The sequence below is a fragment of the Burkholderia sp. LA-2-3-30-S1-D2 genome, assembly GCF_001523915.2.
GTDB lineage: Bacteria > Pseudomonadota > Gammaproteobacteria > Burkholderiales > Burkholderiaceae > Burkholderia > Burkholderia diffusa.
In genome coordinates this window covers 1,674,409-1,689,211 of the sequence record NZ_CP013384.1, presented here as the reverse complement: position 1 = coordinate 1,689,211, position 14,803 = coordinate 1,674,409, and the positions used below count along the sequence as shown (strand labels likewise).

General features: G+C 66.4%; 14 protein-coding genes. 5 read left to right on the top strand and 9 right to left on the bottom strand.

Annotation, left to right across the window (positions count from 1 at the left end):
• Positions 1-57: 57 nt before the first annotated feature.
• Positions 58-1,152 (bottom strand): polyamine ABC transporter substrate-binding protein, encoded by a 1,095-nt coding sequence (locus WS66_RS20615; RefSeq protein ID WP_059606899.1) that lies wholly within the window; start codon positions 1,150-1,152, stop codon positions 58-60.
• Positions 1,153-1,513: 361 nt separating this feature from the next.
• On the opposite strand from WS66_RS20615, the gene WS66_RS20610 reads away from it, so the two are divergent.
• On the top strand, positions 1,514-1,717 hold the full coding sequence (locus WS66_RS20610; RefSeq protein ID WP_027784516.1) for a DUF1289 domain-containing protein: 204 nt from the start codon (positions 1,514-1,516) through the stop codon (positions 1,715-1,717).
• A 74-nt stretch (positions 1,718-1,791) separates the two neighbouring features.
• Here the strand turns inward: WS66_RS20610 and WS66_RS20605 are convergent, their stop codons facing one another.
• The 3 genes from WS66_RS20605 to WS66_RS20595 form a co-directional block, all read right to left on the bottom strand.
• On the bottom strand, positions 1,792-2,433 hold the full coding sequence (locus tag WS66_RS20605) for an OmpW/AlkL family protein (protein WP_059606901.1): 642 nt from the start codon (positions 2,431-2,433) through the stop codon (positions 1,792-1,794).
• 66 nt (positions 2,434-2,499) lie between these two features.
• Positions 2,500-3,690 (bottom strand): NAD(P)H-dependent flavin oxidoreductase, encoded by a 1,191-nt coding sequence (locus tag WS66_RS20600; protein WP_059606903.1) that lies wholly within the window; start codon positions 3,688-3,690, stop codon positions 2,500-2,502.
• Positions 3,691-3,819: 129 nt separating this feature from the next.
• Positions 3,820-5,256 (bottom strand): aldehyde dehydrogenase family protein, encoded by a 1,437-nt coding sequence (locus WS66_RS20595; RefSeq protein ID WP_059606905.1) that lies wholly within the window; start codon positions 5,254-5,256, stop codon positions 3,820-3,822.
• Between the two features lie 268 nt (positions 5,257-5,524).
• Here WS66_RS20595 and WS66_RS20590 point away from each other — a divergent pair, with 268 nt between their 5' ends.
• The gene (locus tag WS66_RS20590; RefSeq protein ID WP_059606906.1) at positions 5,525-5,890 is read left to right on the top strand and encodes a hypothetical protein; all 366 of its coding nucleotides are present in this window, start codon (positions 5,525-5,527) and stop codon (positions 5,888-5,890) included.
• 34 nt (positions 5,891-5,924) lie between these two features.
• On the opposite strand, the gene WS66_RS20585 is transcribed toward WS66_RS20590, so the two are convergent.
• Positions 5,925-6,389, bottom strand: a complete 465-nt coding sequence (locus tag WS66_RS20585) for an Lrp/AsnC family transcriptional regulator (protein ID WP_059606908.1) — start codon at positions 6,387-6,389, stop codon at positions 5,925-5,927.
• A gap of 133 nt (positions 6,390-6,522) precedes the next feature.
• On the opposite strand from WS66_RS20585, the gene WS66_RS20580 reads away from it, so the two are divergent.
• Positions 6,523-7,569, top strand: a complete 1,047-nt coding sequence (locus WS66_RS20580; protein ID WP_059606910.1) for a zinc-dependent alcohol dehydrogenase family protein — start codon at positions 6,523-6,525, stop codon at positions 7,567-7,569.
• A gap of 213 nt (positions 7,570-7,782) precedes the next feature.
• On the opposite strand, the gene WS66_RS20575 is transcribed toward WS66_RS20580, so the two are convergent.
• Positions 7,783-9,375, bottom strand: coding sequence for an ABC-F family ATPase (locus WS66_RS20575; protein ID WP_059606912.1), 1,593 nt, complete (start codon positions 9,373-9,375; stop codon positions 7,783-7,785).
• A gap of 132 nt (positions 9,376-9,507) precedes the next feature.
• Positions 9,508-11,805: an AsmA family protein gene (locus WS66_RS20570; RefSeq protein WP_059606913.1), complete on the bottom strand. Its 2,298-nt coding sequence runs from the start codon at positions 11,803-11,805 to the stop codon at positions 9,508-9,510.
• 153 nt (positions 11,806-11,958) lie between these two features.
• Here WS66_RS20570 and WS66_RS20565 point away from each other — a divergent pair, with 153 nt between their 5' ends.
• On the top strand, positions 11,959-12,660 hold the full coding sequence (locus tag WS66_RS20565; RefSeq protein ID WP_059606914.1) for an ABC transporter ATP-binding protein: 702 nt from the start codon (positions 11,959-11,961) through the stop codon (positions 12,658-12,660).
• On the top strand, positions 12,657-13,460 hold the full coding sequence (locus tag WS66_RS20560) for an ABC transporter permease (RefSeq protein WP_059606916.1): 804 nt from the start codon (positions 12,657-12,659) through the stop codon (positions 13,458-13,460). Before WS66_RS20565 ends, WS66_RS20560 begins: the two co-directional genes overlap by 4 nt.
• Positions 13,461-13,502: 42 nt before the next feature.
• Here the strand turns inward: WS66_RS20560 and WS66_RS20555 are convergent, their stop codons facing one another.
• Together WS66_RS20555 and WS66_RS20550 are read right to left on the bottom strand one after the other, a co-directional pair.
• The gene (locus WS66_RS20555; protein ID WP_059606968.1) at positions 13,503-13,976 is read right to left on the bottom strand and encodes a PliI family lysozyme inhibitor of I-type lysozyme; all 474 of its coding nucleotides are present in this window, start codon (positions 13,974-13,976) and stop codon (positions 13,503-13,505) included.
• A 250-nt stretch (positions 13,977-14,226) separates the two neighbouring features.
• Complete coding sequence (locus WS66_RS20550) at positions 14,227-14,778, bottom strand: DUF6013 family protein (RefSeq protein ID WP_059606970.1); 552 nt, start codon at positions 14,776-14,778, stop codon at positions 14,227-14,229.
• Positions 14,779-14,803: the final 25 nt, after the last annotated feature.

Sequence of the window (14,803 nt, the reverse complement as noted above, 5' to 3'; positions counted from 1 at the left end):
AACAAAGCCCCCGGGGACACCAGGGGCTTCATGACTGCTGGCCTGCTCCGGCTCGCTTCAGCGGCCCGATTTCAGCTCGGTCCACAGACGCGTCTGCAGACGCTGGATTTCAGGCGGCAGCGGCTTGAGCAGGAACAGCGTCTTCACGACGTCGGCCGGCGGGTAGACGGCCGGGTCGTTCGCGACGTCCGGTCGCACGTACTTGCGTGCCTCGGCGTTCGCGCTCGGGTAGTACACGGCGTTCGTGATCGCCGCGTGCACCTTCGGATCCTCGATGTAGTTGATCCACTGCAGCGCGGCGTCCTTGTTCTTCGCGTCCTTCGGGATCGCCATCACGTCGAACCAAACCGGCGCGCCGCCCTTCGGAATGTAGTACTCGACCTTGTACGGCTTCTTCGCCTCGATCGCGCGATGCTTCGCGATCACGACGTCGCCCGACCAGCCGAACGCGAAGCAGATGTCGCCGCCGACCAGGTCGTTGATGTAGCCGGATGAGTTGAATTGCGTGATGTACGGGCGGATCTTCTTCAGCACTTCCATCGCGGCCTTGTAGTCGGCCGGGTTCGTGCTCATCGGATCCTTGCCGATGTAGTGCAGCGCCGCCGCGAACATCTGGTCCGGAGCGTCGAGCACCGACACACCGCACGTCTTCAGCTTCGAGAGGTTTTCCGGCTTGAACAGGATGTCCCAGTTGTCGAGCGGAACCTTGCCGAGCGCCTGCTGCGCCTTCGTCAGGTTGTACGCGAGGCCGGTCGTGCCGTACGCCCAGGGCACCGAATACTTGTTGCCCGGGTCCGCGCCGGCAACGAGCGCCATCAGTTGCGGATCGAGGTACTTGAGGTTCGGCAGCTTCGACTTGTCGAGCGGCGTGAAGATGCCGGCGGCGATCTGCTTGCCCGCGTAGTTGCTGGTCGGCACGACGATGTCGTAGCCCGAGCTGCCCGTCAGCAGCTTCGCCTGCAGCGTGTCGTCGCTGTCGTAGTTGTCGTAGCGAACCTTGACGCCCGTCTGCTTCTCGAAGTTCGGGATCGTGTCCTTCGCAATGTAATCGGACCAGTTATAGACATTGAGCTGCGTATCCTTCGCCGCCGCCGCCGATGCACCCACGCACAGCGCAAGCGCTGCGAACCGGCCCACTACCTTTGCTTTCATCCCGTTCTCCCTCCGGCCGGACCTCGTGTCCGGCTGCCGTCTGCCTCGTCATGGCGGCGCATTCTGGCACGCCGCCCCTCGAAAACCCCGAACGCTACCACCATTCGCGCTCCGTCACAAAAAAATCATGCCGGTGTCGCACAAACGGAACAGATTCCCGCCGCCGGCCACTCGGGCGGCCCGCGCAGCGGGGCATTCCGGGGGAATTCTATCGGTTAATCGGCGTCTGTCCATCAGGAAAAGAAGGCGGCCGTGAAACTGTCCCGACGGGTGGTGCGTCGCGCCATCGGCATCGCGGCCGGGCCGCGTCATCCGATGCATTAAAATGACGCCTTGACGATTCAACGCGCGAACCCTTTCGATGGCCTCCAATCTCCACGACCTGCCCGACAGCCCCTGCATCGGCGTGTGCTCGACCCTCTTCGACGAAGTCTGCAAGGGCTGCGGCCGCACGGCCGGCGAGGTGTCGAACTGGGTATTCCTGAGCGACGACGAGAAACGCGCGGTGTGGGAGCGCATCACGCGCGAAGGCACCGCGATGCGCTTTCAGTACGACAAGCTGTAAATCCGCCGCACAAAAAAAGAGCGGCATGCCGACTGCCATGCCGCCAACCCCAACTCTGTTCTTTTCGCTTGCGTCTAGAACTTCATGCCGACGCCCACGCCGACGATCAGCGGATCGATGTGCAACGTGCCGATGCCCTTGTCGCCGAGCGTCGCATCGGTGCTCATCCAGATCTTCTTCACGTCGACGTTCATGAACACCTTCTTCGTCAACTGCACGTCGACGCCGAACTGCAGCGCGGGACCGAAGCTGCTCTTGTTGATCGACACGCCCTCCCCGCCGACGTTGAGCCCGTTGTTGTAGAAGTACGTGTAGTTCAGGCCCGCGCCGACGTACGGACGCACCTTGCCGGCATGGTTGAAGTGGTACTGCAGCAACAGCGTCGGCGGCAGCACGCCCACACCGCCGAGATTGCCGAGGCTCGACGTCATCTGGTGCCGCGACGTGGCGAGGATCAGCTCCACGCCCAGGTAGTCCCGGATCATGTAGGTGAAGTCGAGCTCCGGCACGATCGCGTTGTTCACGCCGGTGTTGATCGCGCCGAGCGTATCGCTCGCGCGCTCGTTCGGCTGGATGCTGATCGCGCGCAACCGGACCAGGACGTCACCCTGGTTGATCCCGTCTCCCGCCGACGCCGCGTGCGACAGCGAGGGCATCATGACGAGGCTTGCCGCCACGGCGGCAGCGGTGACGCATGTTCGAATCGTTTTATGCATGGTACGGACCCCTTGAAGAATTTATTCCATTCTCCCTGTAGGGTCTTTGCGTCGCCTTGATATCCGTCAAGCCAGCGTAAACACTGGACGGTTTGTCGCAGGCTCCGCCGCACGGCCCGTCAGCAGCAGGTCGAGCAGATCGCGCACGCTGCGGATCGCACTGCCGAACGGCAGCGCTTCGCGGCCACGGAAGAACAGGCCGTTCGCGACGTCGCCGCGCAACGCGGCCGCGAGCCGCGTGTCGATGCAGAAATGGCCGAACTTTTCGATGCCGTCGCGCAGCCCGCAGACGCTCAGGCACTCGAGCGCGGTCGGGCAGCGCTGCTTGAACGCGCCGAGCTTGTCGCGAATGCGCGTTTCGTTGCGCAGGTAGCGATCGAGCCAGGGGGTCTTCACCGCGCGCGCCGGCAGCCCCGTCACGCTGACGAATTCGACGATGTCCTCGGGCAGCGCATCGGCCAGCACGCGCTTGAAGTTCGGATGCGCATCGCCCTCTTCCGTCACCGCGAACGGCGTTCCCACCTGCACGCCGTTCGCGCCGGCCGCGAGCGCCGCTCGTACCGTGTCGTGACTGTTGATCCCGCCCGCGACGATCAGCGGGATCGTGTCGCGCGCGAGGCCGAGCGACGCCATCACCTGCGCGGTCTCGTCGAGCACGCGCGCGAAATCGAAGCGCGCATCGTGCATGTCGTCGATCTGCGTGACGCCGAGGTGGCCGCCCGCATGCGCGGGATGCTCGATCACGATCGCATCGGGCAGCCGCCCCTTCTTCATCCACTTCTTCAGCACCAGCGCGATCCCGCGGCTGTCCGACAGGATCGGGATCAGCGCGATGTCATGACCCTGCGTGAGATCGGGCAGATCGAGCGGCAGGCCGGCGCCCATCACGATCGCGTCCGCGCCTTCGTCGCACGCGACGCGCACGTATTCCGCGTGCGCGCTCACCGCCTTCATCACGTTGACCGCGATCATCCCGCGTCCTTCGCTGTAGGTCTTCGCGAGGCGAATCTCGCGCGCCAGCGCTTCGAGGTTCGCGGCCTCCAGCGTCGCGCGATCGGGATTCGCGCGACAGCGCGCAAGCAAGTCTGCATGGTGGTGACGCAGGTCGATGCTCGCGATCGTGCCGAGCGCGCCTTCGCGCGCGACGCTGCCCGCGAGGCGGTGCGCGGAGATGCCGACGCCCATGCCGCCCTGCACCACGGGCAGCAAGGTGCGGCCGCGAATCGTGAGCGGCGGGAAGGAAGTGCGTGCGGTCATCTGAACCTCGTCGAAACATCGGAAATCGGAAACGCGATGATCGACGGATCCACCGGCACGCACCTTGACGGCCGTCAATAAAAAAACGGCACGCGAGCGTGCCGTTCCGGGTCATGCGGCGTGAAACGCTCAGGCCGGATTCGCCGGCTTGAGCTGCATCGACTTGTACTCGAGATACTCTTCGAGCCCGTATACGCCGTTTTCGCGGCCGTATCCCGACTGCTTGTAGCCGCCGAACGGCGCGGCGCCGTTCCACGTGCCGCCGTTGATGTCGACCTGCCCCGTGCGGATGCGGCGCGCGACGCGCATCGCGTGTTCGTCGCTGCCCGCCCACACCGCGCCGCCGAGCCCGTACGGCGAATCGTTCGCGATGCGCACGGCCTCGTCTTCGTCGCGATACGTGATGATCGACAGCACCGGTCCGAAGATCTCTTCCTGCGCGATCGCCGATTTCGGATCAACGCGGCCGAACACCGTCGGCTTCACGAAGAAGCCCTTCGCGAGCCCTTCCGGCAGGCCCGTGCCGCCGGTCACGAGTTCCGCGCCGTCGTCGATTCCGCGCTGGATGTAGGCCTGCACGCGCTGCTGCTGCACGGCCGATGCGAGTGCGCCGAGGCGCGTCGTTTCCTGACGCGGGTCGCCCGCGACATACGCTTCGGCTGCCGCCTTCGCGATCGCGCGCGCCTCGTCGTAGCGCGCCTCGGGCACCAGCATCCGCGTATGTGCCGAACAGGTCTGGCCCGCGTTCAGGTAGCACGCGTTGACCGTGCCCTTCACTGCCGCCGCGAAGTCGGCATCGTCGAGGATCACCGACGCCGACTTGCCGCCCAGTTCGAGCGCGACCCGCTTCACGCTCGCGGCCGCGAGTTCGGCCACGCGCTTGCCGGCACGGGTCGAACCCGTGAACGACACCATGTCGACGTCCGGATTGGTCGCCAGCACCTCGCCGACGACCGGGCCATAACCGCACACGAGATTGAACACACCCGGCGGCAGGCCCGCTTCGTGAATCGCTTCGGCAAGCATGAACGCGTTGAGCGGCGCGACTTCGGATGGCTTCAGGACGACCGTGCAGCCGGCCGCGAGCGCCGGCGCGACCTTCAGCGTGATCTGGTTGAGCGGGTAGTTCCACGGCGTGATCGCCGCGACGACGCCGACCGGTTCGCGCACCACCCGCGAGTTGCCGAGCGTCGCCTCGAATTCGAACGATTCGGCGAGCTTCGCGTATGCCTTCCAGTTGTAGATCGGACCGCCGACCTGGATCGCGCGCGACAGCTTGATCGGCATGCCGACTTCACCGGTGATCGACTGCGCGAGTTCCTCACTGCGCGCCTGCAGACGCTCGACGATCTTGCGCAGATAGCCCGCGCGCGTCGCGGGCGGCGTCGCGGCCCATGCGTCGAACGCCGCGCGCGCCGCACGGATCGCGTCCTGCGCGTCCGACGCCACGCCCTCGGCGATCTGGCCGATCACGGCCTCGGTGCCCGAGTCGATCACGTCGATCGTGCCCGTTCCGGCCGGCTTGCGCCATGCGCCGTCGATATAGAACTGATCGTAGATTTTCATCGCTTCCTGTCTCCCGGAAAACGGCCATTCTAACGAGTGCGGCGCGGCTGCGCGACGACGCCTGACGGGACCTCAGGCGCCGCCGAACGGCCCGCGCGGACGCCAGCGAACGGGCGTCGGACGCCCGCTTCCCGCAACGGCGGCATCCGCGCCACGCCGGCGCGCCACGAGGCCCCACCTCGTGCCCCGCATCGTGCTATGTTTTTACTATCGGCGCCGGCTGCTGCGGGCCGCGCCACCCGGAATCGATGCCTTCGTGAGCGCTGCCATGACCGACGCACCCCATATCCTCGGCTCGCAAGATCGCCTGGAGCTGCTGTGCTGGCTCACCTGCGGCAATCTCGGCGCGTTTTACCTGAACGAAACCTGGCCGGATGCATCGTTCCAGGTGCAGGCCGCGCATCGCTGGCTCGACCGCCACCACCGGCAGTCCGACTGGCTCGCGATCGCGAAGCTGGCCGCGCTGGCGCAGGACATCGCAAAGCGGCACGCCGACTTCGTCGACGCATCGTGGGCGCGCGACGCGGTCGAGGAAATCGTCGATACCGACGATCTCGACTACCGGGCGAAACTCGTGCAATGGGTGTACGAAGACTGCTGCAAGGCGCTCGCCGACAAGCGGCTGGCCGACTGACCGCTCGCGCATGCGCGAGCGCCGGCTTGCGCCATCACGCTATCGGCAGCCGCTGCGTCGACTTCAACTGCCGCAACGACAGGTTCGAGCGGATGCTCAGCACGCCCGGCAATCTGCGCAGCACCCGTTCGACGAAATGACTGTAGTCGTCGAGGTCGGCCGCCACCACCTGCAGCAGGAAATCCGCTTCGCCGGTCGTGTTGTCGCATGCAAGCACGTTGGGGCTCGCCTGGATCAGGCGCTCGAACTCGGCCGTCACCTCCTCGCTGTGCTGCGTGCAGACGATCTGCACGAACGCCATCACGCCGAGCCCGAGCTTGCGGCGGTCGAGCCGCGCGTGATAGCCCGCGATCAACCCCGCTTCCTCCAGCCGCCGGAGCCGGCGCCAGCAGGACGTCTCGCTCAGCGAGAACGCTTCGGCGAGCCGCGCATTCGACACGCGCCCGTCCTGCTGAAGCATGTCGAGCATGCCGCGATCGATCTTGTCCAGTGGTTCCATGAAAGCTCCTTGCGGCATTCCCGCGATCAGCGCAAGGCTATCTCAAGATTACCCGTATCTCAATCGCAAAATGAAAGATAAATCCGCATTCTTCCGGCTATATTGAAAGACTCATTCGATCCAGGAGGAGATAGTGAAAGCAGTCGTTTATGAAGCGTTCGGCGCGGCGCCGCGGTTGATGAATGTCGACGATCCGACGCCGGCGCCCGACGGCGTCGTGATCGAAGTGAAGGCGACCGGCGTGTGCCGCAGCGACTGGCACGGCTGGATGGGGCACGACCCGGACATTGTGCTGCCGCATGTGCCGGGGCACGAACTCGCCGGCGTCGTGGTCGCGGCGGGCGCGGCGGTCACGCGCTGGAAGGCCGGCGACCGCGTCACGGTGCCGTTCGTCGGCGGCTGCGGGCACTGCCCGGAATGCCACTCCGGCAACCAGCAGGTATGCGAACAACAGTTTCAGCCCGGCTTCACGCACTGGGGCTCGTTCGCCCAGTTCGTCGGCATCCATCACGCGGACCTCAACCTCGTGCGGCTGCCCGACGCGCTCGATTTCCCGACCGCGGCGAGCCTCGGATGCCGTTTCGTGACGTCATTTCGTGCGGTGGTCGACCAGGGGCGCACGTCGGCCGGCCAGTGGGTGGCCGTGCACGGCTGCGGGGGTGTCGGCCTGTCGGCGATCATGATCGCGAATGCGATCGGTGCGAACGTCGTCGCGATCGACATTTCGGACCAGGCGCTCGCGCTCGCGCGATCGGTCGGCGCAGCGGCGACCGTCAATGCGTCGCAAGTCGCCGACGTCGTCGATGCGGTGAAGGAGATCACGCGCGGCGGCGCCCACGTGTCGCTCGATGCGCTCGGCCATCCGAGCACCTGCTTCAACTCGATCAGCAATCTGCGCCGCCGTGGCAAGCATGTGCAGGTCGGGCTGATGCTCGGCGAGCATGCAACGCCGGCCGTGCCGATGAGCAAAGTCATCGCGCACGAACTGGAGATTCTCGGCAGCCACGGGATGCAGGCGCATCGTTACGACGCGATGCTCGACATGGTGCGCGCCGGCACGCTCGCGCCAAACCGGTTGATCGGCAAGGAAATCAGTCTGGGCCAATCGATTGATGCGCTGATGAACATGAACCGGTTCGAAGGCGCCGGTGTGACGGTCGTAACGGATTTTTCGGGCTGACGACGCAGGGCTGACCGCGCGGGCGGTGGTGGCGGCCTGTTCCGGCGCCCCGCACGTGCTGCTGCCCGGGTCGTCGCCGCCGCCAAGCTGCGGATGCGGGACCGCAACCGGCGACCGTGGCCGCGAGCGCTTGCCCCGACAAGAAAAAGCCCGCCAGGCTTGCACCTGGCGGGCTTCCAGTACATCAGGTCGCGGGCATGGCTGCCCGGTCGATTACTCCTGCCCCTGACTCGTCAGGAACTCCTCGTAATTCCCGCCGAAGTCGAACAGCGTCCCGTCCGTACGCACTTCGATGATCCGGTTCGCCAGCCCGCTCACGAATTCGCGGTCGTGCGAAACGAAGATCAGCGTGCCTTCGAACTGCTCGAGCGCGATCTGCAGCGACTCGATCGACTCCATGTCCATGTGGTTGGTCGGCTCGTCCATCAGCAGCACGTTGTGGCGGCCGAGCATCAGCTTGCCCCAGATCATGCGGCCCTTCTCGCCGCCCGACAGCACCTTCACCGACTTCTTGATGTCGTCCGACGAGAACAGCAGGCGGCCCAGCGTGCCCCGCACCATCGTTTCGTCGTCGCCGTCCTTGCGGTACTGGTCGATCCAGTCCATCAGCGTGATGTCGTTCGGGAACTCCTCGTACGTGTCCTGCGGCATGTAGCCGACATTCGCGTTCTCGGACCACTTCACCGTGCCGTGATCGAGCTCGAGCGCGCCAAGCAGCGAACGCAGCAGCGTCGTCTTGCCCGCGCCGTTCTCGCCGATGATCGCGATGCGCTCGCCCGGCTGCACCGACAGGTTGAAGTTCTGGAAGATCGTGCGCTCGTACTTCTTCGTGATGTCTTCGGCAACCACCGCGACGTTGTGCAGCTTCTTCTCGAACTCGAAGCGAATGAACGGGTTCTGACGCGACGACGGCTTGAATTCCTCGATCTTGATCTTGTCGATCTGCTTCGCGCGGCTCGTCGCCTGGCGGGCCTTCGACTTGTTCGCCGAGAAGCGGCGCACGAAGTCCTGCAGCTCGGCCACGCGCTCCTTCGCACGCGCGTTCGCCGCGGCCTGGCGCTCGCGCGCCTGTGCCGATGCGAGCATGTAGTCGTCGTAGTTGCCCGGCCAGACCTTCAGCGTGCCGTAGTCCATGTCGGCCATGTGCGTGCACACCGAGTTCAGGAAGTGACGATCGTGCGAGATGATGATCATCGTCGAGTTGTACTCGTTGAGCGTGTGCTCGAGCCAACGGATCGAGTTGATGTCCAGGTTGTTGGTCGGTTCGTCGAGCAGCAGCACGTCCGGCTTCGAGAACAGCGCCTGCGCGAGCAGCACGCGCAGCTTCCAGCCCGGCGCGACGTCGGCCATCGTGCCGTTGTGGAACTTCTCCTCGATGCCGATGCCGAGCAGCAGCGCACCCGCGCGTGCCTCGGCGTCGTAGCCGCCGTATTCGGCGAACTTGCCTTCGAGTTCGGCCGCGTGCATGTAGTCGTCGTCGGTGGCTTCCGGATTCGCGTAGATCGCGTCGCGCTCGGTCATCGCAGCCCACATCTCGGTGTGGCCCATCATCACGACGTCGAGCACGCGCACGTTTTCATACGCGAACTGGTCCTGGCGCAGCTTGCCCAGGCGCACGTTCGGCTCCAGCGCGACGTTGCCGGCGCTCGGCTCGAGGTCGCCGCCCAGGATCTTCATGAAGGTCGACTTGCCGCAGCCGTTCGCGCCGATCAGACCATAGCGGTTGCCCTCGCCGAATTTGACCGAGATATTCTCGAACAAGGGCTTCGGCCCGAATTGCATCGTGATGTTGGCAGTAGAAAGCACGGCAGGTCCCGTAAGAGAGAAATCGACGGAAAACCGTGTATTTTAGCAGGTGTCGGAGAAACTGCCGACCGCCCTGTTCCGGCCCCGCCAGCCGGGCCGCCACGCGCGGCACCGGCCCTGCCTCGGACACCGTCACTTGCCGGCCTTCTGCGCCGCCTTCTGCGCCGCCTTGGCCTTCATCTGCCCGAACAGCTCCGAGCACGGCACGTCGCGGTTATTGCTCGGCGCGATCAGCGGAATCAGCGCCGCGAACGGATTGATCAGGCCCAGACCGACCATCGCGCCGGCGCGCAGCGCGAGCGCGCCGGCGTCGACGCCGACCTTCGGATTCTTGAACGTGCCCTTCGCGTACAACGGCGAACGCAACGAGAAGACCCGGAAACCCTTCGTATGCGGATGGATCTTCAGGTCGATCGATTCGTCGCGCAGGTTGACCGGGCCGTCGACGTTGATCAGCGCGTCGTCCGTATCGAGCGCGAACACCTTCGGCTCGAGCATGCCGTCGTTCGCGACGAAGTCGATCGCCGCGCAATTGATGTTCACGTCGCGGGTGCCGAACAGCTTCTCGTAGACGACGTTCGCGACGTTCAGCCCCGCCGCCTCCATCAGCAGCAGGCTGATGCGGCCATCCGTGACGAGCGCCTTCACTTCGCCGGTCGACGTCGCCGCGAGCGCGGCCGGTGAGTTGCCGGTCGCCGACAGCGACGCGTCGCCGTTGATTTCGCCGAACGCGGTCTGCATCACCTTCTGCGTCGGGAACAGCTGCTTCAGCCGCAGGTGACGCGCGGCCAGCGTAAAGCGGCCCTTGAGCGGCGTGCGGCTGCCGTCGAGTTGCGCGTTCGTCGCGAGCGTGCCGCCCGCGACGCCGAACTGCAGCGGTTCGAGCGACAGCACGCCGTCCTGCAGCAGGATGTGCGTGTACAGGTCGGTGATCGGCAGTTGCGGGCTCTTGATCAGCTTGCGCCCGGTGAACTTCACGTCCGCGTCGATCGCGCTCCAGCGCTCGGTGCGGAACGTCGCGACCGGCAGCACGCGGTCCGGCGGCTGGCGCGTCGTGTCGCCGCGCTTGGCCTTGCTCGCGGCCGAGTCGGCACCGATCACCGGTGCGAGGTCGGAGAACTGCAGCAGGTTCGACACGAGTTCGCCCGACAGCTTCGGCCGCGGTTCGCGCTGCGCCCAGGTGAGCGTGCCGCGGAGATCGCTGCCGCCGACGCGGCCGTTGAAATTCTCATAGCGGAACGTGCTCGCGTGCTGCTTGATGTTGCCGATCAGGCGGCCCTCGGTCGCATACGGCGGCGTGTCCGGCAGCGTGATGCCCGTGATCTGGTAGAGGTGCGACATCGACGTGCCCTGCAGCCACAGACGCAAGTCAAGTGCCGCGAGATGCATCGGGTCGGTCAGCGTGCCGACGATCGCCAGCCGCGTGTCGCCGGCCTTCACGTCGGCCTGCAGCGGGAACGGCTGCGTCGTCTTCTCGATCGCCAGCACGCCGCCGACCTTGCCGGTGCCGCTGATCGGCACGTTCTTGTACCGGCCGTCGACCTTGAGCCCGAACGCATACGTCGGGCCGGCCGGCTTCGCGGCGGCAGCGGCACCCGACGCAGCGGACGCCCCGCTCGCGCCGGATGCCGGCACGGCCGTGGATGCGGAGGAAACCGAAGTAGCCGGAGCGGCAGCGGACGCACCCGACGCCGCGACGGCGGACGCCCCGCTCGCGCCTTGCGCCGCCGACGCACCCGACGCTGCCTCGGCACTCGCCGTCGCGCTCAGTCGCGCGGCCCCGCTCTTGCCGACGCGTTGCGCCGACGCCGCGCGCGACGTTTGCTCCTGCTCCTTCAGCACGTCTCCGAGCGGAATCGGCCGGCCGAGCGTATCGATCGCGACCGTGAGATCGGCCTTCGTGATCGCATCGCGATACGTGACGACGCCCTTCGCGAAACCGAAGCTGTCGAGCCGCACCTTCCACGGCGACGGCTGCGACGATTGCTTGAACTGGAAGGTCCACGTATTGCGGCCGTCGGCGAGCCGCTCGAGGTCGACCGCGGGATTGACGACATCGATCGACGGAATGACGATTTCGTGCGCGAGGAGCGGAAGAATCGCGAGATCGAAATGCGCGGCATCGAGCGTGACGAACTTGGGCCCCTTCGCCCAGTCCGGGTTGCCGATCTCGAGTTGCGTGGCGGAGAAACTCGGCCAGGGCACCCATGCGCGCCAGCCGGTCTCGCCGTCGGGGCGGCGCCAGCCGACCTTGAGATCGCCATTGATCGCGAACGGGCGGCCAAGTGCGGTACTCACATGTTCGTTGACCCACGGTTTCGCGTGGTTCCAGTCGAACGTGAAGATGAAGATGCCGGCCGCCGCAATGACCAGTGCGACGATACCGACGATCCATGCAGCCGATTTGCCGATGGCTCGTGCTAGCGTCATGGCGGTTCCGTTGTTGTTCTGCAGAGTTTGCGCACAATGTCGGGCCAACTTGCGTGAGTGAACGGAGCACGACACCGGCGGCTTTTCAATCGGTATTATGGCGCACGCCGCAGCAACGCTTCGGCGCCATTAACGCTTTTTTTCATTTGTGACATGACAGCCCCAAACGGCCTCATCGATGCGCAGCACATCACGCGCCGCGACGCCAGCAGCGGCAAGACACTGCTCGCGCCGACCGACTTCAGCCTCGCCGCGGGATCGCGAATTGCTATCACGGGACCGTCGGGCTCCGGCAAGAGCGTGCTGCTGCGCGCGCTCGCGTTGCTCGACCCGCTCGACGGCGGTCTTATCCTGTGGCGCGGCACGCGGATCAGGCGCGGCGCGATTCCGCGCTACCGGCGCAGCATTGCCTACGTGCGCCAGCGGCCCGCGCAGATGGACGGGACCGTCGAAGCGCAATTGCGCTACCCGTATTCACTCGCGATCTACCGCGACGTGACGTTCGACCGCGCACGCGCCGAAGCGCTCGCGGCACGCGCCGGTCGCGGCGCCGATTTTCTCGACAAGCGGGCGAGCGAACTGTCGGGCGGCGAAGCGCAGATCGCCGCGCTTCTGCGCGTGCTGCAGCTCGACCCCGACGTGCTGTTGCTCGACGAGCCGACGTCCGCGCTCGACCCCGACTCGACGCGCGCGATCGAAGCGCTTGTCGGCGCCTGGTTCGACGCGGCACCCGATGCACGTGCCTACATGTGGATCTCGCACGATCCGGCGCAAGCCGCCCGGATCGGCACGATGCGGCTCGTGATGCAGGCCGGCGTGCTGCACGCCGCGAACGCAATGGAGGCGCAGCAATGAGCCCCGCACTGCAGGACCTGAGCCTCGTCGACGTCGGGATCGCCGCCGCGCTCGTCGCGGTCAACGGCGCGATCTCGGCCGCGCTGTCGCTCGGCCTCGGGCGCAAGCTCGCGCTCGCCGCCGTGCGCACCGTCGTGCAGCTGTTGGCGATCGGCTACGTGCTCGGCTGGGTGTTCGGTCATCCGCACTGGACCGTCGTGCTGCCGCTCACCGCGTTGATGACGCTGATCGCAGGCTTCGCGGGCGCCGGCCGCGGCAAGCACACGTATCGCGGACAGCGTGTCGACAGCATCGCGTCGATCTGGTTCAGCAGCTGGTTCGTCGCGGCGGTCGGCCTGTTCGTCGTGATCCGCATTCATCCGTGGTACACGCCGCAATATGCGATCCCGATCCTCGGGATGATCCTCGGAAATACGCTCACGGGCGTGTCGCTCGGCGTCGAACGGATGATGGAGGAACTGACCGCGCGACGCGACCGCGTCGAGACGGCACTGGCGCTCGGTGCGACGCGCTGGGAGGCCGCACAGGACGCCGCGCGCCAGGCCGTGCGCGCGGGCATGCTGCCGACGCTCAACCAGATGGCCGTCGTCGGCGTCGTGAGCCTGCCGGGGATGATGACGGGCCAGGTGCTGGCCGGCCAGTCGCCGCTGCAGGCCGTGCGCTATCAGATCGTCATCATGTTCCTGATCGCCGCGGCGTCCGCGCTCGGCACCGTTGGCGCAGTGCTGATGACGTATCGCCGGTTGTTCTCGGCCGATCACCGCTTTCTTGCATCGCGGCTCGAGGAACGCGTGCATTGACCCGCTGCGCCGCGACATACGCGGCATCCGCGTGGCATGCGGTCAGCGGGCAGCGCGGCGTTTGCCGATGGCCCGGCGCAACGCGGCCGTGACGTCGGCGTCGGGTGCCAGCCCGTCGACCGATGCGACGAGCCGAACCGCGCGCGGCGTCGTCACATAGGCCTGCGCACCGACGTAACCGCCGCTGCCGGCCGAGCGCGTCGTAACGACGAGCGCCTGCGGCGCACGCGCGCCGAGGTCCGCCGTGAATGCATCGGCGACGGTGCCGTCACGCGCATGCAGCACGCCGGTCACGTAGTCGTCCGTATCGAAGCCGGGTGCGGCATGCGCGGTCGAATACACGCGCACCGCATAACTGCCGGTCGAGCACGGTTCGAGCGCGCCGCTCGACACGACGGCGGACTGCTGTCGCGACGGCAGCTCGACTTTCTTCACGAAGCTGCAATCGTCGGCTGCCTGCGCATGGACAGCGACGAACGCAGCCGCCGACAGCAGCAGGCGCATGCAATGTTTCATCGAAATGTCGTTCGGGGGAAGATGGAGGATGCCGGAAGGATAGCGTGACATCCGCATGACGTCACGCAGGCCGCCGCGCGAATGGCCGCGCCACCGGCGCGTGCCGGGCGCGACGAAGTCGAACATCGCTCAATGGGAAGGCCCGAAGCCACGCACCACAAACCGTCACGCGCGACCCTCCCCGGATCGCCCGGATGCGCATCGCGATGGTTGCGCGCGCACCGGACGCCTCACCGGCCGCGCGCCCCGCTCAGTGCTTGATCGACACCGTCACCTTCGTGCCGTCGCTCATCGTGACGGACTTCGACCCGCCATTGGTCGAAATCGACACCCACTTGACCTGGCTCACCGACACGACGTCCGGGCACTGCAGCGACTTGCCGCCCGCACTCACGTTGCGCGTGCCTTTCGGCGCGGCGGCCTGGAAGCTCATCTGCACGTTCGCGACCCCCTTCGCGTCGACCGACGGCGCGAGCCGCACCTGGGTCTGGCGCACCATCGCGCCGTTCGCGTCGCGCGGCAGATTGTCGGCGTTCGGGCAACCGTCGGGCATCGCGACCGCGCCGCCCGGCGGCACCGACTTCCAGTTGAAGTCGTCCGTTTCGCCCGAGCGGATCTTGCGGGTCTCCTGCGTATTGCCGAAGGTCTTCGAGTCGACCTTGACGGTGTATTCGAGCTGCCCCGTCCCGCCGCCCTTCAAGCTGCCCTTGACGGGCGGCGCCGCGAATACGCTCGCGCTGACGCACGCCGCCGCGAACACGGCAGACCACGATGCGGCGACTGACAAGCTGCGTTGGATCATGCTGACCTCCTTGTAATGCGGCGGC